This window comes from Salmonella sp. SAL4457 (assembly GCF_046548235.1).
Lineage (GTDB): Bacteria > Pseudomonadota > Gammaproteobacteria > Enterobacterales > Enterobacteriaceae > Salmonella > Salmonella enterica.
Genome location: NZ_JBGDZO010000001.1, coordinates 904,260 through 930,751 on the forward strand (window position 1 = coordinate 904,260; position 26,492 = coordinate 930,751).

Genomic DNA, 26,492 nt, shown 5'->3' on the forward strand with positions numbered 1-26,492 from the left:
ATTTAAGCAATAAGAGTATCAACCATTATTTGCGCATTCTGGCGAATCTCACTCCATGAGGCATCCGCATAACTCATCTTGATTGCGGTTTGAAAAGCCTCTCTCGCCAACCCGGGTTCCCCCATCATTTTGAGACAGACGCCCGTTTGGTAAACCGGTTCTGGATGGCTGGCATCCAGCATCAAGGCATGTCCATAGAAATTAATGGCCGTCGTGTATTCTTTAAGCATCATCCAGGTGCCAGCCAATGCAATATGGGCACGCCAACTCCATGGCTGGGCCATCACCAGCCAACTAAAATCGATTACGGCGCGCGAATAATCCCCCTCCTGCCATGAGGCGTAACCACTGGCATAAACGGTTTCCGGATCAACGGATAATAGCTGTTTCAGAATGTCTTCGGGTATTTTATTTTTCTGATCTTCTTTCATCATCATACCTATTGATTGTTATTTTCACGTGATAATGATTTACGTCAGGAAGGTCATTTAAAAACGTCGCTGGATAAGATGCTCGGCGGATAAAACTGTCCAGTTATCGCCATCAAGCTGTGTAAAGGTCGCTCCCATTACTGTCAGGATGCGCAATAATTTCCTGCGTAGCATGGCTTTTTTTTCATCCAGAACGTCGGTGATTATCAACATCTTTAAACATGTTAACTGCGGGTGATGCACAAATATCCCGCGTAAAAGTCCCAGTAAGTGAAACAATTGCTGTGGTCGAGGTTGCCCGGGCGTCAGGCGTCTAAACTCACAAATAATCATTTCTTTTGCCTCAATACGATAGATCACCAGGTAAGGCGATAATATAAACTGCTGCCCAAGTAATATGGCGGTCTCCCCTAAATATGCAGGCTCAGTAAACACCTGATGCCGACGCAACCATTGCTCTATTTCTTGCACCATATTTACCTCGTTAATGCCCGGAGTATTTCAGCAAGAACCGTGACCAGTGACGACCCCACGCCGATGATTTGCTGCATAATTTCAGTTGCTTTCTCCATAATGTCCGTCAGGGATTTATTATAAGATTGGGCCCCATTTTGTTGCAGGTCGGCAATCGCTTTATCTTGATCACTTTGACGTTGCGCTACACCGGCCCCCAGGCCCATGACTCCCCCAGCGGTGTGTCCTACGGCTTGACCCGCTATAAGACCGGTTTCCCCGCCTACAGCCCCTAATCCTATCGTCAGCACTCCCGACAACATGGCGCCACCCGCAGTAATCATTGATGCTTTAAACGCTTGATCAATTGTTTTCATTTGCGTCTGCAAAACATTGACTTGCAGTTCCCAGGACAGTCGTTGTTTTTCTACGTTATAGCTGCGCATGATATCGCGCAGCTTTTTGGCAAGCTCCATTAGCTTCATCCAGATATCATCAAATAACAGAAGCATTGATTCAGTACCCATTCCCTCCCCGGAGGGAGATGGAGTGGAAGAAGGCGTTAACAAGGAAGGCGCTGGTAATACCAGTGCTACGTTACTCGCTTCCATATTTTTATCCTCAGATTAAGCGCGCCAGCCAGCTATTCTCGCCTGAACGCTACTATAGTGATCAATGGTATCTAATACATCTCTAAGCGCGGCACCGCTACCCTTATAAAGCTCCTCTAAGCGTTTTTGTTCTATCTTTTTTTGGTCATCCGTTTGTTGCATTATGAAATCCAGAAACCGTTGCTGAGTTATTAATTGCTCTATTTTCTTTTCAAGCTTCGCTTTTTCTGTGTTAACCATGCCAGTATTCATCTGATTGGCACCCTCGGTTGCACATCTGATAGCCTGTAAGCCTTTAAATGAACAATCCCTCAGTAAGGCATACAGGATTTTTTTGAACATATTGAAGAGAACTTTATTACGAAAATTTTTTAACAGAAACTTTTCCCCTTCTTGCACACATTTTTCCAGGGCTTCTTTTGCCGCTTCTTTTGCCATGGCTTTCACCCCCTCTTTCGTAAAGCTTTTTCCCGCGCTTCGCGTCATATTATTTTCTACGTTACGAGAAAACTCGGCAGCCTCCTCTGCCATCTCATTCGCCATAGCCATTTCACGTTCAAGCGGCTCAAATTGTTTGGAAAAACTTTCGCTCACTTCTTCGCCAAACTTTTCAGCCAACGCCTCTATTTCTGCTTCCCCTGCACCTACCATACGCTCAACCATTTCCTCGCCAAAACCGGAGTCAAGCACTTTTGCAGCTGCGCCAGATAAACCTCTCGTCGCCATAAAAGCACGGCCAATCTGGAAAACATCCAGTGCCAGCGCGACGGCTTCACAACCAAATTGAATCTTACTTGTCACGTCAATAATCGCCTGACAGGTATCGTGGTCAGCACCGCACATCATTGCCGTTTCGGCTCCGGCTTTAACCATTCCTGCACAACCTGCGGCCATATAAGCTACGCCGCTAGCCATTTCTGCGGGATTACCGGACAGAAAACCTTCCACAACTTTTAAGGCGCCAATCACGGTTTCAAATATGCCGGTAATCCAGTCAAAAATAGCGCCAAAAATGCCCGCTTTACGCGCTTTATCCTCCTGCTCTATCGCTTTCTGGATCTGCTCCTGATACTCCTTTACCTGCTTATCACGTAATGCATTTTGCACCTCAGTTGCCCGCTCAAGCTGTTGGCATAACGATTGAGCGTTATTACCAAAAACGCTGAGTATTAATGTCGTCATCAACATTGATAAAACCGCGGGATTGGTCTGCAAAAAGTCAGGCAATGATGGACGCTTATGATTTCCGGGTACGGCATCAAGCAGTTGCTTCAACGCATTGCTTGCCTCCTGAAGACTAATTTTCCCGGATAGCAGACACGCGGCGTTGCCATCGCCAAAAGTAGAATTCACACGATGCTGGCGCTTTCCCAGCGAACCCGAGGAAACGCAACTGACATTGCTTAAGTGATGATGTGTTAAGGCGGTTACTCCTGCGGCGCTATCGCTATTACTGTGAATTCGATTCATTTTTAGCTCCTGTCAGAAAGTTGCTGTAACATCTTTTCTGCACGCTGTCGGAGAATTTGATGTTCACTGACCTCGCCGCAAATACGCACCACGGCCTTTAACGCTTTGATTGCATAATAGACGTTATCACACGCGAGATAGCATTCCGCTGCGGCCCATGGCGCCTGCGGCGCATCAATCTTAATTTGTGCCGCGCGTCCATAAGCGTATATCGCTTCCCCCCAATGTTTTTGAGCCTGGCAGCATTCCCCTAACCTAAACCAGTAGTCAAATGACCAGGCATCATATATCGTCAACAATTGAAAAAGTCGCGCTGCGCCGGCGAACTCTTTTACCTCCATAAGCTGCATGGCATAGCGATACAGAGTATTAAGCGGCTGTGTAACATCGTCATCCAACAACATACGCAGCGAGCCGCCACGCCGGAAAAACCGCATCGTGTCATGTGCCTGTTGTAGGGTCGGGTCTTTTTTCATGAGTACGTTTTCTGCGCTATCATACTGGAAATTTCCCCCCACTTACTGATAAGCCCTGTCAGTTGGGTAAGGACAGCGTTAAGCTCCTGAGACATTTTTTGAATTGTTATCTGCCCCTGACTCATAAGATCGGTATTCCGGTTGGCGTCATTATCCAAAGCCGCTTTGACCGCCTGTAGACCACCTTTATCCAGCTTCCCATGATCGCCATATTTAGCCATATATTCATCAATGGTCATACCATCGATGAGAATACCATTATCGCGCATGTATTTAATTACGTCCTCAGGCACCTCCTCTTTGGTTTTAGCATCCCCTTTGGCTGCTTTAGCAATCACCTCATCCATCTCATTTGACTTTTCCTGGGTATTTCTGGCACGTTCAGCGTTCTTCTGGACTTCAATAAATTTATCGTTTGCGATAGCCTGAATAACCATAAGGAGAATAAGCAAAACACCATACCCTTCGGCAAACGGATTTTGCTGAGATAAGTCATCCTGACTTCCTGTATCAGTGTTACTGACGCCGAAGCTATTTTTAAACACAATAGGGTTTTGACTTCCCCATAAGATGTTTCCTGAAGACATTATGCTTTACCTTTTTGTTTTTCCTGACGGTATTTCCACCGGGGCTTGAGCATTAAGTTGTTTCAGTCGTACTTCAAGTTGTTTAAACAAACTTACTATTTTCTTTAAATCCTTCTCGGCCTCCTGATTAACCCCGGCAACGCCTTGTGGAAATAGATTATGAAGAATACTCTCTGTCTCTCTGCTCTTTTTGGGACTCTCTGCCCTTTCAGCAAGCTGTTGACTCACCTTAGCCCGGATTTGGTGAAATTTTTTAAGACAGTGATTTAGCTGCATGTAACTTTGCTCTAAATCACGATATTCACTAAACGCAGCCTTTTTCTTTATCATCATTCCCCTCCATATACACGATAGATAATTAACGTGCTAACTAAGAGCCTATCCCATTAGGGCTATTTTACTTGCCATTTTGGTCCTGGGCAGTGCTCGCCAAAACGCGTTAGCGTTTTGAACGCCGCTAGCGGCGGCCCGAAGGGCGAGCGTAGCGAGTCAAACCTCACGTGCTACGTGTACGCTCCGGTTTTTGCACGCTGTCCGTGTCCAGGCTGGCTACACCAATAACGCCTGGTGGGATAGGCTCTAAGATATTTTTACTTTACTCTTGCTCACTCACTACAAGTGCGCTGTTATGGTAACGATAATAAATAATGTTGATGATATTTTCGGCCTGCTCGATCGCTTCAAGCAATAAGGTGTTTTGCTGATATTGCTGCGGATCCTTTAACTTACCGTTGTTCTCTTCTAACTGTTTCCGGGCAGCCCTTAATTGTAAAATTATGCCTTTGGCCTCTTCACGCGAATGAAGCAGCAAATCTTCTAACCGGGTCAAAGTTGTCATTTTCCACTCACTTAAAATCTAATGGATAGTTAATCAAAGTATCATAATGTTTAATCGTTACCACATCGGCACTCAGATGGACAATTTCTCCCCCATTGGGTAACAATGCCCCTACACGTAAACGCTCTTTATTCGTCAGTAATAAGTAATTACCATGGCGACTCTGTACAAAGCCAGCCACTGGCGCAGGCAGATACTTGCTTTCATCATGGGAAGGCGCAATATCCTGATAAATTAAAGAAAGAGCGGGATCCTTTTTCTTTAATGCTGCTAACGTTTCTTGCAAAATGCGTTGATGAGATTCATCCAGTACACCACTGATAACAAAAGAGCGCCGCATTGGCGTAACATTGACAAGCCCCACTAAACCGTTCTCTATTATCGCAGAAATAATATCATCCCCCTGAGACTGATGAGAGTGACTAATCTGCCAGTGCAATAACCCGGGAATATCTGCAAGTAATGGTTGAACCTTACGCCATTGCTGATCCATTTGTATATCATCATGAATTAACACGCTCCCCGGCCCTTCGCTGGATACTTCAGCATGCGGGTAACCCATTTTTATCAAAACATCCTGCACTTCTCGTACCAATAAGTCATCACAGATTACACCATCCCGATACATGACCCCCCATGATTCGAGAGTCGCTCTCACCTTTTGCATCTGTTCGCTTGACGAGCAATAACCGGACAACTGCAGGCTGCCATCTTCCTTCCATTGCGCCCGCACATAATGAATATTGCTTTTGTCTAATAAAAACTTAACCCGCAAAGGTAAGTCATTTACCGTTTCAGGCTGACCACTAATACTTAACAGGACCCCCATTCCACCGATAAAAATCAAGAATACGCCAGCCAACCACCAGTAGCCTGATCTGGAAACGGGTATTTGATAATCAGCAAGTTCACAATCCTGTTTACCAAACGCGATAGCCACTCCCGCAACCTGCAAAACCCCACTGGATGGTAGCGGCTTATTTGGATTAAATCTGCGGCCATTAACTCTAACTCTGGCTTTCCCGGCATCAACAAATAAATTATCTGCCTGTTCTCTCAGAATAATTTTTTCATTTATAGTAAGCGGAATACAAATATCGCATCCTTTCTCCCCCAGTGACAGGTTACCTTCATTCAGCCATACTTCCCGGCCTTGTAAAACGTGACCTAAAAAACGTATTTTCCAGGAGCTCTTTGGATTAACCATGAGATATGCCATTATTTACTACTGAGGCTTTAATCAAAAAAAGCCTGATTACACTATGTACTTGAGTCGTATCATTGCGAAACAAATGACCTACGACAGGAATATCGCCCAATAAAGGAATTTTATTTTGCGAGTGGATTTGTTTACCTTGTTTAAATCCTCCCAGCAATAGACTTTGCCCGGCCAATAATGTGGCCTGCGAAGCAATTTCAGAATTTTGCACTTCGGGCAGTGGGTCTGTTTCGCTTTGCGTATCACTTTGTTGTCCATCCTGAATATTAAGATTAAGCATTATTTTTTGCGTGCCATTATCATTTAACAAGCGAGGTGTAACGCGCAACAAAGAACCCGTAGTGATGGATTCAAGTTTAGCCACTTTTTCTCCCTGCAGTTTGGTATAGAAAGTAATATTTTTATCCAGCACAGCCTGGATATTATTTAAAGTCACCACAGATGGCTGGGAAAGTACATAAGCCTGAGAGCTTTTTTCCAGGGCATTCAAACGCACCATAAAGTTTGAGGTATCGCTGATTACCGTTGAAAAACCGCTAGCACCACCGTCATTCAAACCTGTATTGAACGCAATTTTCTTGCCACCCAGCGACACTGCCGTTCCCCAGTCGATGCCTAACTGGTTAATATCTCCAGCATTAACATCGATAATTTTCACCGAAATCTCTATCATCTGCTGGCGTTGATCTAATTCTGTGATGAGTTTCCGATACCCGGCCATATTGGCCGCATAATCACGAACGATCACTGCATTCTGGCGTGGGTCGGCAGCAAACATGGGCAATGCCTGTGTAGCGGGTGAACCATTGTTCGTCGATGACGTCGGGACGCTGGTTTTACTCATCTCACGCAATACACTAACGACCCCTGGAACCACGACGGACTGATCGCGATATTGGTATTGGGTATCCATCGCAGTGGCATACTTAAGCGTGTATATACTTACACTCACCGCACTGTCTTTTCGTTTGATTAACGCATTATCCAGCACGGAAGCTAATTGACTAATACGAGTCAGACAGCTGGGAACACCGCTCACCTCCACAGCTCTGGTACCGGTAATTTCTTTAACCTCGCATCCCGGTGATGAAAGGATATTCTGGCTGCGTAAGTAATGAATGAACCGTCCAGTAGATAAAATATTGAAAGTGATAACCTGATGTTTTAATAACGATGCAGGATATACATATAACATGCTGCCATCAAACCAGGTAAGCAAATCATATTGTGCTGCCAGGTTATTCAAAATATCGACTGGTGGTCCAGGCGGAATTTTTCCACTAAATGTAGCTGTTATCAATGGGCTAATAGTAATAGCCGTATCATAGTTCTCTGAGAGCAGATGTAAAACCTCTGCTAATGGCATTTGTCTGGCATAAAGGGTGAAGTCATTACCTTTCCATGATAACTCATCACTCTTTACTGTATTGAGTATAAATAGTAAAATTAAGATTAAACGTTTATTTACTACCATTTTATACCCCACCCGAATAAAGTTTATGGTGATTGCGTATTACATTTTTTAAAATGCAAGCTAAAGCCAGGTGTTTTTCTATCTCAATAGCAATAAGCTCAGAGCTACTACTTGTGGTATAATAACCGTTTAACCATCCCCCATCCGCTGTGAGCTGTATAGCATAATCATGGACGTCCGGGTGTGCTGCAAGCAGTAGTGTCACATAGGCAAGACAAGGCTTAGGTAAGCTTTCCAGGTCATTTAAGAACAAAGAAATAGAAAATGCTTCTGAGAAGATTTCTCCTCTGGCAGGATGCCCATCAATAGTCATTATCCAGGATCGGCTATTACCTTCGGCCCTGATATCCTGAATTAATGGAATGCCTTTTAAAACTGCCAGCATGAATCCCTCCTCAGACATAAATGGGAGTTTCTATCAAATTCGCTCACAACCACATCCGTAAAAAGCCTGATTCACATTTATTTCGACTATACTCTTCTTGTACAATATCAGGATGCTGTCTACATATACCTTGTCACAGGCGATTCTATCATTCGGATTTTCCGATAAATTCACAATTACACTTTCAGCATTGACATAAAAAATTACAATTTGAAAAATTATTTATTAAATAAACTGTTACGATGTTTTTACATCGCCATCTTATTAAAAAGTAATTGTAGTCATCGACTGGGTTATATATGAAGAAATTTATCTTCCTAATGATAACACCATCGATTAATCTTCTGATGAAACTATATGTACTGCGATAGTGATCAAGTGCCAAAGATTTTGCAACAGGCAACTGGAGGGAAGCATTATGAATTTGCTCAATCTCAAGAATACGCTGCAAACATCTTTAGTAATCAGGCTAACTTTTTTATTTTTATTAACAACAATAATTATTTGGATGCTATCTGTGCTTACCGCAGCTTATATATCAATGGTTCAGAAACGGCAGCATATAATAGAGGATTTATCCGTTCTATCCGAGATGAATATTGTACTAAGCAATCAACGGTTTGAAGAGGCTGAACGTGACGCTAAAAATTTAATGTATCAATGCTCATTAGCGACTGAGATTCATCATAACGATATTTTCCATGAGGTGAGCCGGCATCTATCTGTCGGTCCTTCAAATTGCACGCCGACGCTAAACGGAGAGAAGCACCGTCTCTTTCTGCAGTCCTCTGATATCGATGAAAAAAGCTTTCGTCGCGATAGTTTTATTCTTAATCATAAAAATGAGATTTCGTTATTATCTACTGATAACCCTTCAGATTATTCAACTCTACAGCCTTTAACGCGAAAAAGCTTTCCTTTATACCCAACCCATGCCGGGTTTTACTGGAGTGAACCAGAATACATAAACGGCAAAGGATGGCACGCTTCCGTTGCGGTTGCCGATCAGCAAGGCGTATTTTTTGGGGTGACGGTTAAACTTCCCGATCTCATTACTAAGAGCCACCTACCATTAGATGATAGTATTCGAGTATGGCTGGATCAAAACAACCACTTATTGCCGTTTTCATACATCCCGCAAAAAATACGTACACAGTTAGAAAATGTAACGCTGCATGATGGATGGCAGCAAATTCCCGGATTTCTGATATTACGCACAACCTTGCATGGCCCCGGATGGAGTCTGGTTACGCTGTACCCATACGGTAATCTACATAATCGCATCTTAAAAATTATCCTTCAACAAATCCCCTTTACATTAACAGCATTGGTGTTGATGACGTCGGCTTTTTGCTGGTTACTACATCGCTCACTGGCCAAACCGTTATGGCGTTTTGTCGATGTCATTAATAAAACCGCAACTGCACCGCTGAGCACACGTTTACCAGCACAACGACTGGATGAATTAGATAGTATTGCCGGTGCTTTTAACCAACTGCTTGATACTCTACAAGTCCAATACGACAATCTGGAAAACAAAGTCGCAGAGCGCACCCAGGCGCTAAATGAAGCAAAAAAACGCGCTGAGCGAGCTAACAAACGTAAAAGCATTCATCTTACGGTAATAAGTCATGAGTTACGTACTCCGATGAATGGCGTACTCGGTGCAATTGAATTATTACAAACCACCCCTTTAAACATAGAGCAACAAGGATTAGCTGATACCGCCAGAAATTGTACACTGTCTTTGTTAGCTATTATTAATAATCTGCTGGATTTTTCACGCATCGAGTCTGGTCATTTCACATTACATATGGAAGAAACAGCGTTACTGCCGTTACTGGACCAGGCAATGCAAACCATCCAGGGGCCAGCGCAAAGCAAAAAACTGTCATTACGTACTTTTGTCGGTCAACATGTCCCTCTCTATTTTCATACCGACAGTATCCGTTTACGGCAAATTTTGGTTAATTTACTCGGGAACGCGGTAAAATTTACCGAAACCGGAGGGATACGTCTGACGGTCAAGCGTCATGAGGAACAATTAATATTTCTGGTTAGCGATAGCGGTAAAGGGATTGAAATACAGCAGCAGTCTCAAATCTTTACTGCTTTTTATCAAGCAGACACAAATTCGCAAGGTACAGGAATTGGACTGACTATTGCGTCAAGCCTGGCTAAAATGATGGGCGGTAATCTGACACTAAAAAGTGTCCCCGGGGTTGGAACCTGTGTCTCGCTAGTATTACCCTTACAAGAATTCCAGCCGCCTCAACCAATTAAAGGGACACTATCAGCGCCGTTCTGCCTGCATCGGCAACTGGCTTGCTGGGGAATACGCGGCGAACCACCCCACCAGCAAAATGCGCTTCTCAACGCAGAGCTTTTGTATTTCCCCGGAAAACTCTACGACCTGGCGCAACAGTTAATATTGTGTACACCAAATATACCAGTAATAAATAATTTGTTACCTCCCTGGCAGTTGCAGATTCTTTTGGTTGATGATGCCGATATTAATCGGGATATCATCGGCAAAATGCTTGTCAGCCTGGGACAACACGTCACTGTTGCCGCCAGTAGTAACGAGGCTCTGACTTTATCACAACAGCAACGATTCGATTTAGTACTGATTGACATTAGAATGCCAGAAATAGATGGTATTGAATGTGTACAATTATGGCACGATGAGCCGAATAATTTAGATCCTGACTGCATGTTTGTGGCGCTATCCGCTAGCGTAGCGACAGAAGATATTCATCGTTGTAAAAAAAATGGGATTCATCATTACATTACCAAACCAGTGACGTTGGCTACCTTAGCTCGCTATATCAGTATTGCCGCAGAATACCAACTTTTACGAAATATAGAGCTACAGGAGCAGGATCCAAGTCGCTGCTCAGCGCTACTGGCGACAGATGATATGGTCATTAATAGCAAGATTTTCCAATCACTGGACCTCTTGCTGGCTGATATTGAAAATGCCGTATCGGCTGGAGAAAAAATCGATCAGTTAATTCACACATTAAAAGGCTGTTTAGGTCAAATAGGGCAGACTGAATTGGTATGCTATGTCATAGACATTGAGAATCGCGTAAAAATGGGGAAAATCATCGCGCTGGAGGAACTAACCGACTTACGCCAGAAAATACGTATGATCTTCAAAAACTACACCATTACTTAATATTATCTTAATTTTCGCGAGGGCAGCAAAATGAAAGAATATAAGATCTTATTAGTAGACGATCATGAAATCATCATTAACGGCATTATGAATGCCTTATTACCCTGGCCTCATTTTAAAATTGTAGAGCATGTTAAAAATGGTCTTGAGGTTTATAATGCCTGTTGTGCATACGAGCCTGACATACTTATCCTTGATCTTAGTCTACCTGGCATCAATGGCCTGGATATCATTCCTCAATTACATCAGCGTTGGCCAGCAATGAATATTCTGGTTTACACAGCATACCAACAAGAGTATATGACCATTAAAACTTTAGCCGCAGGTGCTAATGGCTATGTTTTAAAAAGCAGTAGTCAGCAAGTTCTGTTAGCGGCATTGCAAACAGTAGCAGTAAACAAGCGTTACATTGACCCAACGTTGAATCGGGAAGCTATCCTGGCTGAATTAAACGCTGACACGACCAATCATCAACTGCTTACTTTGCGCGAGCGTCAGGTTCTTAAACTTATTGACGAGGGGTATACCAATCATGGGATCAGCGAAAAGCTACATATCAGTATAAAAACCGTCGAAACACACCGGATGAATATGATGAGAAAGCTACAGGTTCATAAAGTGACAGAGTTACTTAACTGTGCCCGAAGAATGAGGTTAATAGAGTATTAACCAGGGGCGTCCGATGATATTAAGCATTGGTCATATTTTGATGAGCCTTACGCCACGCAGTATTGCTCATCATCGACAAAATCCATACGGATGCCCTGGTATGCCGCACCATTTATCACTACCTTAGTCTTCATTTGATCATGATATAGTAGAATCCCCTTATTTAACGGGCTTTACCATGTCGTATTCTATCGGCGAATTTGCCAGACTATGCGGTATCAATGCCGCCACGCTAAGGGCATGGCAGCGACGCTATGGTTTATTGAAACCGCAGCGTACTGATGGCGGGCATCGCTTATACAGCGATGACGATATTCGACAAGCGCTTAGCATCCTCGACTGGGTGAGAAAAGGCGTACCGATAAGCCAGGTCAAACCCTTACTGTCGCGTCCGGTCATTCGCCTGGGCGATAACTGGATAACGATCCAGGAGACGATGCTCCAACATCTCCACGAAGGGCGAATTGACGCGCTGCGGCAGTTGATTTATGACTGTGGCCGGGAATATCCTCGCGCAGAACTGGTGACCCATTTATTGCGTCCGTTGCGCAGCAAAGTGTCCGCGCACCTTCCCGCCGTGATGACGCTGCGCGAAATACTGGATGGCATCATTATTGCCTACACCTCTTTTTGCCTTGAAGGCGACAGAAAAGCGCCTGGCAACAATGCCTTTATTAGCGGATGGCATCTCTCGGATCACTGTGAAATCTGGCTGGAAGCGTTGACTCGTACCGGACAAGAGCTGCGGCTCAATGTGCTTCCCTCTCCACCAGCCGTGCTGGCGCCCGAGCTGTTCGCCCAGAGAAAATGGTTCCTGGTGACCACCGGAAAGCTCACTGCCGGACAGAAAAAACAGCTTGCCCAGTGGCGCAACGTGGTCGCTTCGCTGGAGGTTATCACACTATAAGCGCTGAAATAGATTTCTTCCCCTAATTCTATCTTATTGATATTTAAGTACATCAAAAAAATCTCCGCGAAAACTTAGACAAAAAAACAAAGTTGTGTAAGTTTTAAATCAGCGTGAGATAACATTTTGCGCCATTGGCGTCAGTCGTCGTACTTTCAATAAGGGGGAATCATGAATAACAAACCCGTAGTCGGCATTAGCGGATGTCTGACTGGCGCCGCGGTACGCTTTGATGGCGGACATAAGCGTATGGATTTTGTCATGAACTCTCTGGCACCGTGGGTGGCCTACAAACCGATCTGCCCGGAGCTGGCGATCGGCCTGCCCGTGCCCCGCCCTGCGCTGCGTCTTATCCAGACGACCTGTGGCGACATTCGGATGCGCTATAGCCATGCCCCGCACGATGACGTCACCGAGCGAATGAATGCCTTTGCCGATCGGTTTCTGCCAACAATAGGCGAACTGGCGGGGTTTATTGTGTGTGCAAAATCGCCCAGTTGCGGAATGGAGCGCGTTCGCCTGTATGATGAAAAGGGTAACAGGGGCCGCAAAGCTGGCACGGGGCTGTTTACCGCCGCGATGATGGACAAATATCCCTGGCTGCCGATAGAGGAAGATGGTCGCCTGCACGATCCGGTACTACGCGAAAATTTCATCGCACGTATTTTCGCGCTACATGAATTAAATGCGCTACGCGCGCTGGGCTTGAGTCGTCACAGTTTGCTCGCGTTTCATAGCCGATATAAACTTCAGCTTCTCGCCCACCACCAGGCCGGCTACCGCGAAATTGGCCCTTTCGTCGCGCGTCTGCATGAGTGGGACGATCTGGATGCCTTCTTTGTCCGATACAGAGAAAAACTGATGGCTATCCTGCGCCACCCCGCTTCACGTAAAAATCACACCAATGTGCTGATGCATATCCAGGGCTATTTTCACCGCGCGTTGAACAGCAGGCAACGCGCGGAATTACGCGAGGTGATTCTCGGCTACCGGGCGGGCCGACTACCTATCCTGGCACCGTTAACGCTGCTGAAGCACTATCTGGCGGAACATCCGGATGACTATCTACGCAGCCAGAATTATTTTGAGCCGTACCCTGATACATTAGGGCTGCGCTTAGCCATCACCTGATAACCCTGCGCATCGCTAACGGCGGGCAACCCGCCCGCCATGGTGACAATCGCGACGATTCAAAGGCGATTTCGTTATTGCCACCCTGATAGCGGCTATGACCGCGCCAGAGCGTTAATCACGGTTTCCATAGCCTGTTTTTCTAACGCGCTACGTTGGATGCGTTGATTCGCCAGCGCGGTTCTTAACACGCCCGCAATAACAATATATTTAGGCTCCTGCCCCAGATCGCGCATTTCCAGCACGACCTTGCCCACCACCCGGCACATCTCGCGGTACAGTTCGTCATCTTTTGTCGGTTTTGTCATACGTTTTACTCGTCGCCAGCTCAAACCAACAGAATATAACAGTCTTCTCAATTAAACAAAATTTGATGCAAATCAAAGAAATAACGCAGTTTATTATTCATGGCTCATACGTTGTTCGTATTCTGGTCTCTGGCGAGGCCATTTTTTCGAAACGCCTAATCAGTTCCGCCAGGCTACCGGCCTGCATTTTTTCCATGACTCTGGCGCGGTGCACCTCTACGGTACGCACCGCGATATTCATCGCTTCCGCAATTTCACGGTTCATAAATCCTTTTGCCACCAGGCTGGCCAGCTCACGCTCTTTCGGCGTCAACTGCTGGTAACACAGTATAATCTCACGACGCGCCACCGCTGCCGATGAAACCGTCAGCGCACGCTCCAGCGCCGCCTGTAGCGGTTTTACCGATACCGGTTTTTGCAGAAAATCGACGGCGCCGCGTTTCATCTGCTCCACGGCCATCGGTACATCGCCATGCCCGGTAAGAAAAACAACCGCCAGGGTACTTCCGCACTGGCGCAACGCATCATGAACGCCCTGCCCATCCAGTACCGGCATTCGCATATCCAGTAATACGACCCCGGCCTGATACAGACTGGCCTGCGCCAAAAAATCCGCCCCCTGCGTCCAGCATTTTACGTCATATCCCAGACTTTCCAGTAAAAACGCGCACGCGTTAGTGACCGCCGTATCATCATCCAGTAGATGAATTGTCGCCATCCCTGCCCCCATTTTCATGTAAGAAATGTATCGTGACCTCCGTTCCCGACAGACCGTCCGGCGCGGTCTGGGTCCTGATACTGATATCGCCCCGCCCATACCGCACCAGCCGCTGGCAAATCACCAACCCTAAGCCCATCCCCTCTTTGCGGGTGGTCATAAACGGCTGAAACGCCTGACGTAATAGCGCCTCATCGATTCCCCCGGCGTTATCCTGTAAAGCGATACTGATGCCGTTTTCAGTGCGTTCAGCAACGACCCATAAATGGGTGGCGCCCGCCTGAGCCGCATTAAGAATGATATTCGCCAGCACCTGTTCCAGCAGCACTGACGGCAGCGTTACGCGCAGCGCAGCGCTAACCTCGGTATGCAGAGTCACTGTCGGAAACTGTTGCGCCATACGCAACAATTGCCAGACATGATCAATCGCCTCGCGAATGGCTATGGCCTTCCACGCTTCGGTTAGCACCGGGTTGCCCTGCGCCTGGCTGACCCAGTGACGCAGGTTACGCAGAGTATCCGCACCGCGTTGCGCCTGCTGGTCAATCTGCTCCAGCGCCGGCAGCAAGGGATGCTGTTCATCTGCAGCGCGCAGTCGAATCAGGCACCCCTGGGCATAATGTCGAATCGCGGAAAGCGGCTGATTAAGCTCATGGGCAAACCCGGAGGTCATTTCACCCAACACGCTCATTTGCCGGGCGGTTTCCAGCGCCCGCTCATGCTGATGAAGGACTACGCTATTACGTTCCAGTTGCTTTCCACGTCGACGCACCAGCAGCATGACCCAAATATAATTGAGCGTGAGCAACAGGAACGCCAGAATCACGCCGCCGACCATTAGCTGGTGCTGGATTAACCAACTTTTGACATCCAGCCACAGTCGACGCTGCTGAGGGTGCTGACGAACATCACGCAGCAACGCTTCCACCTGACTGGTCGACGCTGGCGCGCCCCAGTGAAATGACGCGGCGGCGGGCGCGTTGAATAGCGCTCGCGTTACGCGATCCGCCAGCGCATCGCTTACCGCAGGTAGCGCCGCGAACGACCAGTCAGGATATAACGGCGTACTGGTTAAGCAAGGCAGGGGCGTCGGTCGGGAAAGCAGCGCGATAAAGTCCTTTTTATTAATCAATCCTTCCTGATCCATATTTTCTAACAGGCACACTGGCACAATTGCCGCCTGCACCGCTTTTTCGCGCAGCATATAGACTAAAGCATCGCCAGGAAATCCGGTAAAACGAAGATGAAAATCGCGCTCCGGGCGTAAGCCCGCGTCGCTGAGCGCTTTATAGCCTAATAAATAGCCGCCAAACGCCTGAGCATCAATCGCGCCGACGGTCTTACCGATGAGATCATGCGCCGTGGTGATGCCGCTATCGCGTCGGGTCAAAATAACGCTGCCAATAACATTACTCACTGCTTTCCCATCGCGCGTGGAGCGCAGGGAAGCTAACCAGCGCAGCGGCGCATGGCTGTTCAGTTGGACAAATTGCGCCGGGTTGGTTATCACAAACTGCACGGTTCCCTGGTTAACGGCTTCCTGCATTTGATGCAGATCCAGCGGCTGGATATGAAAGGTTTCGCCTGGAAGCTGTTGGCTTAATGTCTTTGCCAACGGTTGCCAGTGGCTACGCGTAGACGCCTCGCCGCGCATGGCCAAAATACCGATATTCCACGTCCCTGCCCACGCGCCATGACAAAGTAGCCCTACTGCCGCCAACACCGCCAGGCGCCTTACGGTTTTACCTCTCACCCCAATATCCCTGTCAATTATGTTGTTTTAGATCAACAACAAGCCGGGTATGTGGTTAACCACAATAGAGCACACCCCGTCTCGATTTTTACACTGTAAATCATCAACATTTTTTATTCATTACACATGAACCAACATCGTGACAAATGTTTCATTGTTGGCAATGTGGACGGGAGTCAATATGGACAGCAGTAAACGGCAATTTCTCCAGCAGCTCGGCGTCCTGACCGCTGGCGCCTCGCTGGTTCCGCTGGCTGAAGCGAAATTTCCTTTTTCGCCGGAGCGGCATGAAGGCTCTCCCCGACACCGTTACGCCATGCTTATCGACCTGCGGCGTTGTATCGGCTGTCAGTCCTGTACCGTAAGTTGCACTATTGAAAACCAAACGCCGCAGGGCGCGTTTCGTACGACCGTGAACCAATACCAGGTCCAGCGTGAAGGTAGTCAGGAAGTCACGAATGTGCTATTGCCGCGTCTGTGCAACCATTGCGATAACCCCCCCTGTGTGCCGGTCTGCCCGGTACAAGCCACCTTTCAGCGGGAAGATGGCATTGTGGTGGTGGATAACAAACGCTGCGTCGGCTGCGCCTATTGTGTCCAGGCGTGTCCTTACGACGCCCGATTTATCAATCATGAAACGCAAACTGCCGATAAATGCACGTTTTGCGTCCATCGTCTGGAAGCCGGGCTGTTACCCGCTTGCGTAGAGTCCTGCGTCGGCGGCGCGCGTATTATTGGCGATATCAAAGATCCCCATAGCCGCATCGCCACCCTGCTTCATCAACATCGCGACGCTATCAAGGTATTAAAGCCGGAAAACGGCACGTCGCCCCATGTTTTCTACCTGGGTCTGGACGACGCCTTTGTCACCCCATTAATGGGCCGTGCGCAGCCCGCGCTTTGGCAGGAGGTCTGAATGACGCATTCACTCATCATTGAAGAAGTGCTGGCTCACCCGCAGGACATTAGTTGGCTGCCGTGGGCGGTACAATATTTCTTTTTTATTGGCATTGCCGCCTGCGCCGCACTGTTTGCCTGTTATCTTCACTGGCGGAAAAAAGACGCCGCAACAGAAGAAAATCGGGCATTACTGATTGCCATTACCTGTGCGATTACCGCACCGCTGGCGCTGACGGCGGATCTGCACCAGACTGCCCGCGTCTGGTATTTCTATGCCTGGCCGACGCCCTGGTCGTGGATGCCCTGGGGAGCGTTGTTCCTGCCGCTGTTTACCGGATTTCTCGCTCTGTGGTTCCTGGCGCAGCAGATAAAACGATTATTCAATAAAAGTTACAACGTCACTAAATGGTTGGCGTTAGCCAGCGCACTTTGCGCGGTGGGCCTGTTGATTTATACCGGCCGCGAAGTCTCCGTTGTGCTGGCGCGCCCAATCTGGTTTAGCTACGCCTTCCCCGTGGCGATGTTTCTTAGCGCCTTACAGGCGTTCTTCGCGCTGATGATTGTCGCCGCCCGACGCGACTCGGTAAGGCTGCCAAAAATATTGTGGGGACAACTCTGGACGCTGGCGGCGCTGGGGCTGGTTGTGGCCATGTGGGTTAGCGGCGATACGCTTTCCGGCACGGCAATCCGTCAGTGGATTACCGTCGCCCTGTCAGCCAAATATTACGCTGTCGGCTGGGTAGCGCTGTGGGTATGCACACTGCTGTTCTGTAGCCTGGCGCTACGCCATCCGTTATCACAGCTAAGACGCGTCCTGCTGGTTCTCAGCGCGCTGGCGCTATGTTGGCTGATGCGCTGGACATTGTTGATTCAGGTACAAACCGTCCCCAAGTTCAACGCGCAATTTAACCCTTACTCGTTACCAGGCGGAACGGATGGCTGGCTGGCTATTCTCGGCACCTTCGGCCTGTGGATAGCGCTACTGATTATTATTCGTGAAACGCTGAACGGACTCACCAGGAGATTACAACATGGCTAATTTAACCCGTCGTCAGTGGCTAAAAGTCGGTCTCGCCGTCGGTGGGATGGTCACTTTTGGTCTGAGCTACCGTGATGTGGCGAAACGCGCAATTGATGGCCTGTTAAACGGGACATCCGGCAAGGTAACGCGCGACCGCATCTTTGGCAATGCGTTAATTCCGGAGGCGCAGGCGCAAACGCACTGGCAGCAAAATCCACAACAAACCATCGCCATGACGCAATGCTTCGGCTGTTGGACACAGTGCGGTATCCGCGCCCGGGTTAATGCCGATGGCAAAGTGATACGCATCGCCGGCAATCCCTATCACCCCTTGTCGCAGGAACACCCGATTGACTCGTCCGTCCCTTTTAGCGAAGCCATGGAGCAACTGGCGGGAGAAAGCGGTCTTGACGCCCGCTCAACCGCCTGCGCGCGCGGCGCCACGCTGCTGGAAAGCCTGTACAGTCCGCTACGACTGCTTGAACCGATGAAACGCGTGGGTAAACGCGGCGAAGGGAAATGGCAGCGCATCAGCTTTGAGCAACTTATTGAAGAAGTCGTGGAAGGCGGCGATCTGTTTGGCGAAGGTCATGTGGACGGACTGCGCGCGATTCATGCGCCGGATACGCCAATTGACGCAAAGCACCCCAGTTTCGGGCCCAAAACCAATCAGTTACTGGTCACGAATACCAGCGACGAAGGCCGCGATGCGTTTCTGCGTCGTTTTGCGCTAAATAGCTTCGGCAGCAAGAATTTCGGCGCGCATGGCGCCTACTGTGGACTGGCTTACCGGGCCGGCTCCGGGGCGCTAATGGGCGATCTGGATAAAAACCCGCATGTCAAACCCGACTGGGAAAACGTGGAGTTTGCGCTCTTTATGGGCACCTCCCCGGCACAGTCCGGTAATCCGTTTAAACGCCAGGCGCGTCAGTTGGCGAGCGCCCGGCTGCGTGAGAATTTTCAATACGTCGTGGTCGCCCCCGCCCTGCCCTTATCAACGGTGCTCGCCGATCCTCGCGGTCGCTGGCAACCGGTCATGCCCGGCAGCGATTCGGCGCTGGCAATGGGGATGATCCGCTGGATCATGGATAATCAACGTTATAATGCTGATTATCTGGCGATTCCCGGCGTACAGGCGATGCAGCAGGCCGGCGAGCAAAGTTGGACCAACGCCACGCACCTGGTCATTGCGGATGAACTGCCGACGCTTGCCGGACAACACCTGACGCTGCGCCATCTTACGCCCGATGGCGAAGAGACCCCTGTCGTGCTGAATACCGACGGCGAGTTGGTCGATGCGTCCACTTGCCGACAGGCACGGCTTTTCGTGACGCAGTACGTTACGCTCGCCGACGGCCAACGGGTCACGGTGAAGAGCGGGTTGCAACGCCTGAAAGAGGCGGCAGAAAAGCTCTCGTTGGCGCAATACAGCGAACAGTGCGGCGTGCCGGAAGCGCAAATTATCGCGCTGGCGGAAACCTTTACCGCTCACGGACGTAAAGCCGCAGTCATCAGTCACGGCGGCATGATGGCCGGCAATGGGTTTTATAACGCCTGGTCGGTCATGATGCTTAACGCGCTGATCGGCAACCTCAGCTTGTCCGGCGGCGTCTTTGTCGGCGGCGGCAAATTCAACGGCGTTAGCGACGGCCCCCGCTACAACATGAACAGTTTTGCCGGAAAAGTGAAACCGTCCGGGTTAAGTATTGCCCGTAGCAAAACCGCTTATGAAGCATCGGAAGAATACCGCGACAAAATTGCCGGCGGGCAATCCCCTTATCCAGCCAAAGCGCCGTGGTATCCCTTTGTGGCAGGCCAGCTTACCGAACTGTTGACCTCCGCGCTCGAAGGCTATCCTTATCCGCTTAAAGCCTGGATTTCCAATATGAGCAACCCGTTTTACGGTGTTCCCGGTCTACGCGCCGTGGCGGAAGAAAAGCTAAAAGACCCTCGCCGACTGCCGCTCTTTATCGCGATTGACGCCTTTATGAATGAAACGACGGCGCTGGCGGATTACATTGTGCCGGATACGCACAATTTTGAGAGCTGGGGCTTTACGGCGCCCTGGGGCGGCGTAGCCAGTAAAGCCACTACCGCCCGCTGGCCGGTTGTCGCCCCCGCCACTCGCCGAACGGTGGACGGGCAACCTGTCTCAATGGAAGCATTTTGTATTGCGGTAGCAAAACGGCTCCATCTGCCCGGCTTCGGCGACCGGGCGATAACCGATCCGCAGGGCAATACTTTTCCACTGAACCGGGCGGAAGACTTCTATCTGCGCGTAGCCGCTAATATCGCCTTTATGGGCAAGACGCCGGTCGCGCTGGCAAATCAGGAAGATATTTCGCTTACCGGCGTCAGCCGCATTCTGCCAGCAATTCAGCACACGCTTAAAGCTGATGAGGTCGGTCGCGTGGCGTTTATCTACTCGCGTGGCGGCCGGTTTGCGCCCGAGGATAGCGGCTATACGGAGCAACGGTTAGGTAACGCGTGGAAAAAACCCTTACAGATCTGGAATGCAGATGTCGCCGCCCACCGTCACGCCATCACCGGGGAGCGCTTCAGCGGTTGCCCGGTCTGGTATCCGGCGCGTTTGTCAGATGGTCGTGCGATTGACGACCAGTTTCCCATTGGGCAATGGCCGCTGAAACTGATTTCATTTAAATCAAATACCATGTCCAGCTCAACAGCCGTCATCCCGCGCTTACACCATGTGAAGCCAGCAAACCTGGTGGCGCTGAATCCGCAAGACGGCGAGCGTTATGGACTGCAACATGGCGATCGGGTACGGATCATTACGCCGGGCGGTCAGGTCGTGGCGCAAATCAGTTTGTTAAATGGCGTGATGCCAGGCGTCATCGCCATCGAACACGGATATGGCCACCGCGAGATGGGCGCAACGCAGCACTCTCTGGATGGCGTGCCTATGCCGTATGATCCACAAATCAGGGCAGGCATAAATCTTAACGATCTGGGCTTTGCCGATCCGACAAGAACCATTACCAACACCTGGCTCGACTGGGTTTCTGGCGCGGCAGTACGTCAGGGGCTGCCGGCAAAAATCGAGCGTATATAACCCCCGTGCCGGAGAGCGATATCGTCTTATTTCGTCGAGGGTAGCGACTGATAAGCGAACGCTGTCCGGCTGCATATACTCACTGAATCGTGCAAGCCCAACTATTTTACGTTCACCCCGTCATATTACATAGAAAATATATGACAACACTCACAAAACTATTTTCCCCTTCTGTAAGCAATTAATATTTAACACATTGGCTGCGCTTCTGATTATTGACATTCATTTGGGGTTACTTCCGGTTGACCGCATAATCTGTGATTGAATTCACCGCATGACAACATTGCCATAAATACAATTCAACTCACTACCCGGAGGCAATATGTTTAAAGAAGAAAGACGTCATGCCATCATTAATTTACTGATAAAGGATAATAGTGTTAGCGTCAGTAAACTTTCAGACCTTTATAAGGTTAGCCAGGAGACTATTCGTTCCGATCTACGCTATTTCCAGAAATCAGGTATGCTTCAGCGTTGCTATGGCGGAGGGATTTTAAACCGTGACGCGCTGAGTAAGCTTATCACTGAAAATAAGATTGATATCTCCAGCACTATCGCCACGCCAATCCATCAGGATGCAAAACTGCGCCGGGAAAACACAAAAAAAGCAGGCAAGGTGTGTGTTTTAGGCTCATTCAATATTGATGTTTCAGCAACCGTGCCGTGGTTTCCACAAAGCGGAGAATCCATTCTGGCCAGTCAATTTGGATTCTATCCTGGCGGTAAAGGAGCCAACCAGGCTTTAGCGGCGAACAATGCCGGCGCTGCGGCACATTTTATTTTTAAAGTGGGCAAAGATCAGTTCAGCGCATTTGCTATGAATCATATTATTCAATCAGGTATCGCCTCATACAGCGCGTATCAAACAGATAAAGCGCCCACCGGTAGCGCATTGATCTATGTCTCCGCCGTGGATGGCGATAATATTATCGCCATCTACCCTGGCGCCAATATGATGCTCACCACGCAAGAGATTAACGAGCAACACCGTTATATCGCCGAGTCTGACGTTATGTTAATGCAGCTCGAAACGAACATTGAAGCGTTGACTGAATTTATTCGCCTGGGAAAACAAGAAAATAAAATGATCATGCTAAATCCTGCCCCCTATACGAAACAGGTGACGCATTTATTATCTGATATTGACATCATCACGCCGAATGAAACTGAAGCCTCTTTTTTATCCGGTGTAACCATTACTGATATTAATGATGCGAAAAAAGCCGGAAATATTATTCTGCAATCCGGGGTGAAAAAAGTCATCATTACCCTTGGCGCCCGTGGATCTCTGCTCTGTGAGCACGCCCGCACGTTGTATATTCCTGCGTGGAGCGCCGTGGTAAAAGATGCCGCCGGGGCCGGTGACGCTTTTAATGGCGCCTTAGCCGCCGCGCTGGCGCGACAAGCAGACATGGTCGCAGCCATTCAATATGCCTCCGCTTTCGCTTCTCTGGCGGTGGAACAAGTCGGTGCGTCGAGTATGCCTCAGCACTTGCAGGTTTTACATCGAATGCGTACCCAATCTAATAAAGTCATTCACATTAATTAACAGGTGACATAATGAAAATTTTATTTATTGGCGAATCCTGGCACATTCATATGATTCACTCTAAAGGTTTTGATAGCTTTACATCGAGCAAATACGAAGAAGGCGCAGACTATTTATTATCCTGCTTACGCCAGGGTAATATCGATGTAGACTACATGCCTGCCCATATTGTGCAAACTCGTTTTCCACAAACCGCCGAAGCATTAGCCTGCTATGATGCGATCGTCATCAGTGATATCGGTAGCAATACGTTCCTGCTACAAAACAGAACGTTTTATAATATGGACATTATTCCTGATGCATTACAACTTATCGCCGATTATGTTGCTGAGGGCGGCGGTCTGTTGATGATCGGCGGGTATTTATCCTTTACGGGAATAGAAGCAAAAGCCAATTATAAAAATACGGTTCTGGCGGAGGTATTGCCGGTTGATATGCTGGATGTAGATGACCGCGTAGAACTACCGCAAGGATGTAAAGCAGTAAATACTGCGGTAGAGCATGTTATTACCCAGCCATTTAGCGAATGGCCGCCGCTGTTGGGCTATAACAAGCTTATCGCCAAAGAAAATAGTCAAGTCCTTGCTGAAATTAATGGCGATCCACTGTTAGTTATGGGTACTTACCATAAAGGGAAAGTATGTTGCTTTGCCAGTGATTGTTCGCCGCACTGGGGAAGCCCGCAGTTTCTGCAATGGGAACATTACGCCACCTTCTGGTGTAATGTTTTACACACAATAAAAAAATAATATTACCCAGGCGAATATAAATTTCGCCTGCCCTGCCACACACTGAGTCATTAAGAATATGAATGATACTTATCTCTATGGCGAAATTTTTTCTGAAAACATATTGACAAGCTATCGGATTTATGGAGACAGAAAATCATTACTCACGCCGCTCATTATCCTTCATGGCGGCCCTTCTGGCGGCTTTGATTATTTATTAAATTATCGCCGTCTGGCTGATGACGGGCGCATGGTAATATTTTACGATCAATATGGCTGCGGTCGTTCAACGCATTTTCCTCATGCTGACGCGTCTTTCTGGACTATTGCGCGTTATCTCCGTCAATTAACCCAATTAATTCATCACCTGGGTATTGGACACGGGTATTCGATACTGGGACATTCCTGGGGCGGAATGCTTGCCGCAGAGCACGCCTGCTTACAGCCTGCCGGGCTTCGCGGGACGATACTGGCCAGTTCGCCGGCCAGTATCGCCCTGTGGCAACAGGAAGCCATACGGCTCTTTAACGCTCTGACGCCAATGTCCGATGACGATATCAAAAACGTCATTATGCCCGCCGTCATTTATCAAAACCCACCGGAACAGCTGGTCGCTTATTATGCCAGACACGTTTATACCCTCGCGGAAGAAGCCGTTCATGTTCAGCGCTCTAATGCGCAGTTCGCCGCCGACCCTACGGGTTATCACATTTTATGGGGAACCAATGAACTGGCGGCAAATGGCAAACTTGCCGACTGGGATATTACGCCCCATTTGTGCCAGATACTCTGTCCTGTTCTGGTACTACGCGGCGAAAACGATCAGGCAACCGAGCGCGTCGTCTCTCCGCTTCTCTCTCACATTTCAGACTGCCGCGCGGTCACTATTCCCGGCAGCAGCCATAACCCGCATGAAGAAAATATCGCGCCCTGCCTCGCAGCGGTAAGCGCGTTTTTACGCGATCTGGCATAAAAAGCCATTAAGGTATTTATCATGAAAAAAGTCAAAAAATTGTCTCTTACCGATTTAGTGCTTTATGGTCTGGTGTTTATGGTGCCTATCGCGCCAGTCTCTCTTTATGGCGTCGTTTATAATCTTTCGCACGGTATGGTTGCGCTGGTTTATATTATTGGCGCGATCGCGATGTTTTTTACCGCGTACAGCTACTCTACCTTATCGCAACATATCTCCTCGTCGGGTTCGGCCTATGCGTATGCTGGCGTATGCATTAATCCCGCCGTAGGGTTTCTGACCGGATGGATATTACTGCTGGATTATCTTTTGTTCCCTACGCTCGTGGCAGTGCTGGGCGGCGTCGCGGTCCACGCTATTTTACCGCAAATCCCGGTCTGGGTCTGGCCGTTGATTTATGTGGCTATTGGCACCGGAGTCAACTATCTCGGGATACAGCAAACGGCGAAATTCGATAAGTTACTGGTCTTTATTCAACTCGGTATTCTGGCGATTTTCGTGCTACTCATTGTCCGTCTGATGCTGCTGGACAGTAGTCAGATAACGCTTTCCTTCCGGCCTTTTTTCGATTCACAGTGGTTCACCCCAGGGCTCATCGCGACGGCGATTTCGGTGGCTGCGCTGAACTTTCTCGGCTTTGACGCTATCAGTACATTAAGTGAAGAAAGCGAAGGCGGGGGACGCGCCGTCAGTAAAGCAACGCTGTTGGCGTTAGTTTTGGCGACGGTACTATTTATTATCGTTGTGGCGTTTGCGGCGTTCGCCACCGGTAACGTCGACCGCTTCGCGGAAGGTAATGCGACGAATGAAGCATTTTTCACCATTGCCGGCAACGTTGGCGGTATCTGGCTCAAAGTGGCGTTTTCCATCATTGTGGCGTTTGTGTGCGCCGTCGGCAACATTATTACCGCGCAAACGGCGGTGTCCAGAGTGTTATTTTCAATGGGGCGCGACCGAATGTTGCCCGCCTTCCTCGCTCACGTCCATACCACGCGTAAAACGCCGGATTATGCCATTCTGTTTACCGGCGGCGTCACCCTGCTGCTCAGCTACCTGTTTTCCGGCAAGATTGAATCTATCTCCACGCTGGTGAACTTTGGCGCGCTTTTCGCTTTTTTTGTCGTGAACCTGTGTGTGTTTATCCTGTTCAATTTCCGGATGAAAGCCCAGCGGCGCATTTTCGCCCATGTCATTTCGCCGATCATGGGGATGATCGTCATCGGCTACGTCTGTTTAAACATGAACATTCACGCTCTGATACTCGGAATTAGCTGGGCGGCCATCGGGATAGCGATTCTGTGCTATCGAAAAGCACACAACCAAAACATCGCCATCGACCTGGAAGGCAAAAAGTTGCTCGATTGACATTATGCGCAACAACACCCGCCGTTGCGCAACGCCGCCCCTGTTCGGGCGGCGTTATCGCCAGCGACATCGTAAACAGCGTAATAACAAACCGTTGTGGATCTGCACAGATGTCTTTTGAAACAGGGTTTTCATTTTCCTTTTTTGTAAATTTCAGCGTATAATGCGCGCCAATTGTCTCTTGAATGGTTTCAGCGCATTGGACTGTAAAACTCAACGACTAAAATTATCCCCTTCCCGTTGGGCTGAAACGCGAGCACACATTCCTCTGC

At 48.6% G+C, this 26,492-nt stretch carries 25 protein-coding genes; 11 read left to right on the plus strand and 14 right to left on the minus strand.

Annotated elements, in window-relative coordinates:
- Positions 1-2 precede the first annotated feature (2 nt).
- From sscB to spiC, 11 genes are all read right to left on the minus strand, one after another.
- Positions 3-437: a SycD/LcrH family type III secretion system chaperone SscB gene (sscB, locus tag ACLJNW_RS04685; protein ID WP_000979963.1), complete on the minus strand. Its 435-nt coding sequence runs from the start codon at positions 435-437 to the stop codon at positions 3-5.
- 51 nt (positions 438-488) lie between these two features.
- On the minus strand, positions 489-905 hold the full coding sequence (gene sseE / locus ACLJNW_RS04690; RefSeq protein WP_000249606.1) for an LcrR family type III secretion system chaperone SseE: 417 nt from the start codon (positions 903-905) through the stop codon (positions 489-491).
- A gap of 2 nt (positions 906-907) precedes the next feature.
- A complete protein-coding gene (gene sseD, locus ACLJNW_RS04695; protein ID WP_000388329.1) occupies positions 908-1,495 on the minus strand; it encodes an SPI-2 type III secretion system translocon protein SseD in 588 nt (195 codons plus the stop codon).
- Between the two features lie 15 nt (positions 1,496-1,510).
- On the minus strand, positions 1,511-2,965 hold the full coding sequence (gene sseC, locus ACLJNW_RS04700; RefSeq protein ID WP_001079751.1) for an SPI-2 type III secretion system translocon protein SseC: 1,455 nt from the start codon (positions 2,963-2,965) through the stop codon (positions 1,511-1,513).
- Positions 2,966-2,967: 2 nt separating this feature from the next.
- Positions 2,968-3,441, minus strand: a complete 474-nt coding sequence (gene sscA / locus ACLJNW_RS04705; RefSeq protein WP_000711026.1) for a SycD/LcrH family type III secretion system chaperone SscA — start codon at positions 3,439-3,441, stop codon at positions 2,968-2,970.
- Complete coding sequence (gene sseB, locus ACLJNW_RS04710; RefSeq protein WP_000094435.1) at positions 3,438-4,028, minus strand: SPI-2 type III secretion system translocon protein SseB; 591 nt, start codon at positions 4,026-4,028, stop codon at positions 3,438-3,440. The genes sscA and sseB overlap by 4 nt, the downstream gene beginning before the upstream one ends.
- A gap of 6 nt (positions 4,029-4,034) precedes the next feature.
- Positions 4,035-4,361, minus strand: coding sequence for an SPI-2 type III secretion system chaperone SseA (gene sseA, locus ACLJNW_RS04715; protein ID WP_000972855.1), 327 nt, complete (start codon positions 4,359-4,361; stop codon positions 4,035-4,037).
- A gap of 262 nt (positions 4,362-4,623) precedes the next feature.
- The gene (ssaE, locus tag ACLJNW_RS04720; RefSeq protein ID WP_000210201.1) at positions 4,624-4,866 is read right to left on the minus strand and encodes a YscE family type III secretion system co-chaperone SsaE; all 243 of its coding nucleotides are present in this window, start codon (positions 4,864-4,866) and stop codon (positions 4,624-4,626) included.
- A gap of 7 nt (positions 4,867-4,873) precedes the next feature.
- Positions 4,874-6,085, minus strand: a complete 1,212-nt coding sequence (gene ssaD, locus ACLJNW_RS04725; RefSeq protein ID WP_000323791.1) for a SctD family type III secretion system inner membrane ring subunit SsaD — start codon at positions 6,083-6,085, stop codon at positions 4,874-4,876.
- Positions 6,066-7,559, minus strand: a complete 1,494-nt coding sequence (spiA, locus tag ACLJNW_RS04730) for an SPI-2 type III secretion system protein SpiA (protein WP_000261293.1) — start codon at positions 7,557-7,559, stop codon at positions 6,066-6,068. Before spiA ends, ssaD begins: the two co-directional genes overlap by 20 nt.
- Position 7,560: 1 nt before the next feature.
- Positions 7,561-7,962, minus strand: coding sequence for an SPI-2 type III secretion system protein SpiC (spiC, locus tag ACLJNW_RS04735; RefSeq protein ID WP_001539910.1), 402 nt, complete (start codon positions 7,960-7,962; stop codon positions 7,561-7,563).
- 400 nt (positions 7,963-8,362) lie between these two features.
- Between spiC and ACLJNW_RS04740 the strand changes: the two genes are divergently transcribed.
- From ACLJNW_RS04740 to mlrB, 4 genes are all read left to right on the plus strand, one after another.
- Entirely contained in the window at positions 8,363-11,125 is a 2,763-nt protein-coding gene (locus ACLJNW_RS04740; RefSeq protein WP_024154577.1) for a two component system sensor kinase, read from the plus strand.
- 30 nt (positions 11,126-11,155) lie between these two features.
- Complete coding sequence (locus ACLJNW_RS04745) at positions 11,156-11,794, plus strand: two component system response regulator (protein WP_000666335.1); 639 nt, start codon at positions 11,156-11,158, stop codon at positions 11,792-11,794.
- Positions 11,795-11,972: 178 nt separating this feature from the next.
- Positions 11,973-12,701 carry a MerR family transcriptional regulator gene (locus ACLJNW_RS04750; RefSeq protein WP_000122320.1) on the plus strand — a complete coding sequence of 243 codons (729 nt, stop codon included), beginning with the start codon at positions 11,973-11,975 and terminating at the stop codon, positions 12,699-12,701.
- Positions 12,702-12,872: 171 nt separating this feature from the next.
- On the plus strand, positions 12,873-13,832 hold the full coding sequence (gene mlrB, locus ACLJNW_RS04755) for a transcriptional regulator MlrB (RefSeq protein ID WP_023204417.1): 960 nt from the start codon (positions 12,873-12,875) through the stop codon (positions 13,830-13,832).
- A gap of 95 nt (positions 13,833-13,927) precedes the next feature.
- Here mlrB and fumD read toward each other — a convergent pair whose 3' ends face one another.
- The 3 genes from fumD to ttrS all read right to left on the minus strand — a co-directional run bounded on the left by fumD (position 13,928) and on the right by ttrS (position 16,611).
- Positions 13,928-14,140, minus strand: a complete 213-nt coding sequence (gene fumD / locus ACLJNW_RS04760) for a fumarate hydratase FumD (RefSeq protein ID WP_000165779.1) — start codon at positions 14,138-14,140, stop codon at positions 13,928-13,930.
- Between the two features lie 97 nt (positions 14,141-14,237).
- Complete coding sequence (gene ttrR, locus ACLJNW_RS04765; protein ID WP_000190927.1) at positions 14,238-14,858, minus strand: tetrathionate respiration response regulator TtrR; 621 nt, start codon at positions 14,856-14,858, stop codon at positions 14,238-14,240.
- Positions 14,833-16,611 carry a tetrathionate respiration histidine kinase TtrS gene (gene ttrS, locus ACLJNW_RS04770; protein WP_077910358.1) on the minus strand — a complete coding sequence of 593 codons (1,779 nt, stop codon included), beginning with the start codon at positions 16,609-16,611 and terminating at the stop codon, positions 14,833-14,835. Before ttrS ends, ttrR begins: the two co-directional genes overlap by 26 nt.
- 181 nt (positions 16,612-16,792) lie before the next feature.
- On the opposite strand from ttrS, the gene ttrB reads away from it, so the two are divergent.
- From ttrB to ACLJNW_RS04805, 7 genes are all read left to right on the plus strand, one after another.
- On the plus strand, positions 16,793-17,527 hold the full coding sequence (gene ttrB, locus ACLJNW_RS04775) for a tetrathionate reductase subunit TtrB (protein ID WP_001518945.1): 735 nt from the start codon (positions 16,793-16,795) through the stop codon (positions 17,525-17,527).
- Complete coding sequence (ttrC, locus tag ACLJNW_RS04780; protein WP_024154575.1) at positions 17,528-18,550, plus strand: tetrathionate reductase subunit TtrC; 1,023 nt, start codon at positions 17,528-17,530, stop codon at positions 18,548-18,550. It abuts the gene before it with no gap.
- Positions 18,543-21,605 carry a tetrathionate reductase subunit TtrA gene (gene ttrA, locus ACLJNW_RS04785; protein WP_023209342.1) on the plus strand — a complete coding sequence of 1,021 codons (3,063 nt, stop codon included), beginning with the start codon at positions 18,543-18,545 and terminating at the stop codon, positions 21,603-21,605. Before ttrC ends, ttrA begins: the two co-directional genes overlap by 8 nt.
- 322 nt (positions 21,606-21,927) lie before the next feature.
- Positions 21,928-23,154, plus strand: coding sequence for a PfkB family carbohydrate kinase (locus ACLJNW_RS04790; protein WP_000471815.1), 1,227 nt, complete (start codon positions 21,928-21,930; stop codon positions 23,152-23,154).
- Positions 23,155-23,165: 11 nt separating this feature from the next.
- Complete coding sequence (locus tag ACLJNW_RS04795) at positions 23,166-23,903, plus strand: glutamine amidotransferase (RefSeq protein WP_000697187.1); 738 nt, start codon at positions 23,166-23,168, stop codon at positions 23,901-23,903.
- A 58-nt stretch (positions 23,904-23,961) separates the two neighbouring features.
- Positions 23,962-24,855 (plus strand): proline iminopeptidase-family hydrolase, encoded by an 894-nt coding sequence (locus tag ACLJNW_RS04800; protein ID WP_024154574.1) that lies wholly within the window; start codon positions 23,962-23,964, stop codon positions 24,853-24,855.
- 21 nt (positions 24,856-24,876) lie between these two features.
- Entirely contained in the window at positions 24,877-26,220 is a 1,344-nt protein-coding gene (locus ACLJNW_RS04805) for an APC family permease (RefSeq protein WP_000756089.1), read from the plus strand.
- Positions 26,221-26,492 lie beyond the last annotated feature (272 nt).

What these genes read in the sequence shown, in the direction of transcription:
- sscB (WP_000979963.1), bottom strand. Translation starts at nt 437, where the DNA reads ATGATGATGAAAGAAGATCAGAAAAATAAAATACCCGAAGACATTCTG.
- sseE (WP_000249606.1), bottom strand. Translation starts at nt 905, where the DNA reads ATGGTGCAAGAAATAGAGCAATGGTTGCGTCGGCATCAGGTGTTTACT.
- sseD (WP_000388329.1), bottom strand. Translation starts at nt 1,495, where the DNA reads ATGGAAGCGAGTAACGTAGCACTGGTATTACCAGCGCCTTCCTTGTTA.
- sseC (WP_001079751.1), bottom strand. Translation starts at nt 2,965, where the DNA reads ATGAATCGAATTCACAGTAATAGCGATAGCGCCGCAGGAGTAACCGCC.
- sscA (WP_000711026.1), bottom strand. Translation starts at nt 3,441, where the DNA reads ATGAAAAAAGACCCGACCCTACAACAGGCACATGACACGATGCGGTTT.
- sseB (WP_000094435.1), bottom strand. Translation starts at nt 4,028, where the DNA reads ATGTCTTCAGGAAACATCTTATGGGGAAGTCAAAACCCTATTGTGTTT.
- sseA (WP_000972855.1), bottom strand. Translation starts at nt 4,361, where the DNA reads ATGATGATAAAGAAAAAGGCTGCGTTTAGTGAATATCGTGATTTAGAG.
- ssaE (WP_000210201.1), bottom strand. Translation starts at nt 4,866, where the DNA reads ATGACAACTTTGACCCGGTTAGAAGATTTGCTGCTTCATTCGCGTGAA.
- ssaD (WP_000323791.1), bottom strand. Translation starts at nt 6,085, where the DNA reads ATGGCATATCTCATGGTTAATCCAAAGAGCTCCTGGAAAATACGTTTT.
- spiA (WP_000261293.1), bottom strand. Translation starts at nt 7,559, where the DNA reads ATGGTAGTAAATAAACGTTTAATCTTAATTTTACTATTTATACTCAAT.
- spiC (WP_001539910.1), bottom strand. Translation starts at nt 7,962, where the DNA reads ATGTCTGAGGAGGGATTCATGCTGGCAGTTTTAAAAGGCATTCCATTA.
- ACLJNW_RS04740 (WP_024154577.1), top strand. Translation starts at nt 8,363, where the DNA reads ATGAATTTGCTCAATCTCAAGAATACGCTGCAAACATCTTTAGTAATC.
- ACLJNW_RS04745 (WP_000666335.1), top strand. Translation starts at nt 11,156, where the DNA reads ATGAAAGAATATAAGATCTTATTAGTAGACGATCATGAAATCATCATT.
- ACLJNW_RS04750 (WP_000122320.1), top strand. Translation starts at nt 11,973, where the DNA reads ATGTCGTATTCTATCGGCGAATTTGCCAGACTATGCGGTATCAATGCC.
- mlrB (WP_023204417.1), top strand. Translation starts at nt 12,873, where the DNA reads ATGAATAACAAACCCGTAGTCGGCATTAGCGGATGTCTGACTGGCGCC.
- fumD (WP_000165779.1), bottom strand. Translation starts at nt 14,140, where the DNA reads ATGACAAAACCGACAAAAGATGACGAACTGTACCGCGAGATGTGCCGG.
- ttrR (WP_000190927.1), bottom strand. Translation starts at nt 14,858, where the DNA reads ATGGCGACAATTCATCTACTGGATGATGATACGGCGGTCACTAACGCG.
- ttrB (WP_001518945.1), top strand. Translation starts at nt 16,793, where the DNA reads ATGGACAGCAGTAAACGGCAATTTCTCCAGCAGCTCGGCGTCCTGACC.
- ttrC (WP_024154575.1), top strand. Translation starts at nt 17,528, where the DNA reads ATGACGCATTCACTCATCATTGAAGAAGTGCTGGCTCACCCGCAGGAC.
- ttrA (WP_023209342.1), top strand. Translation starts at nt 18,543, where the DNA reads ATGGCTAATTTAACCCGTCGTCAGTGGCTAAAAGTCGGTCTCGCCGTC.
- ACLJNW_RS04790 (WP_000471815.1), top strand. Translation starts at nt 21,928, where the DNA reads ATGTTTAAAGAAGAAAGACGTCATGCCATCATTAATTTACTGATAAAG.
- ACLJNW_RS04795 (WP_000697187.1), top strand. Translation starts at nt 23,166, where the DNA reads ATGAAAATTTTATTTATTGGCGAATCCTGGCACATTCATATGATTCAC.
- ACLJNW_RS04800 (WP_024154574.1), top strand. Translation starts at nt 23,962, where the DNA reads ATGAATGATACTTATCTCTATGGCGAAATTTTTTCTGAAAACATATTG.
- ACLJNW_RS04805 (WP_000756089.1), top strand. Translation starts at nt 24,877, where the DNA reads ATGAAAAAAGTCAAAAAATTGTCTCTTACCGATTTAGTGCTTTATGGT.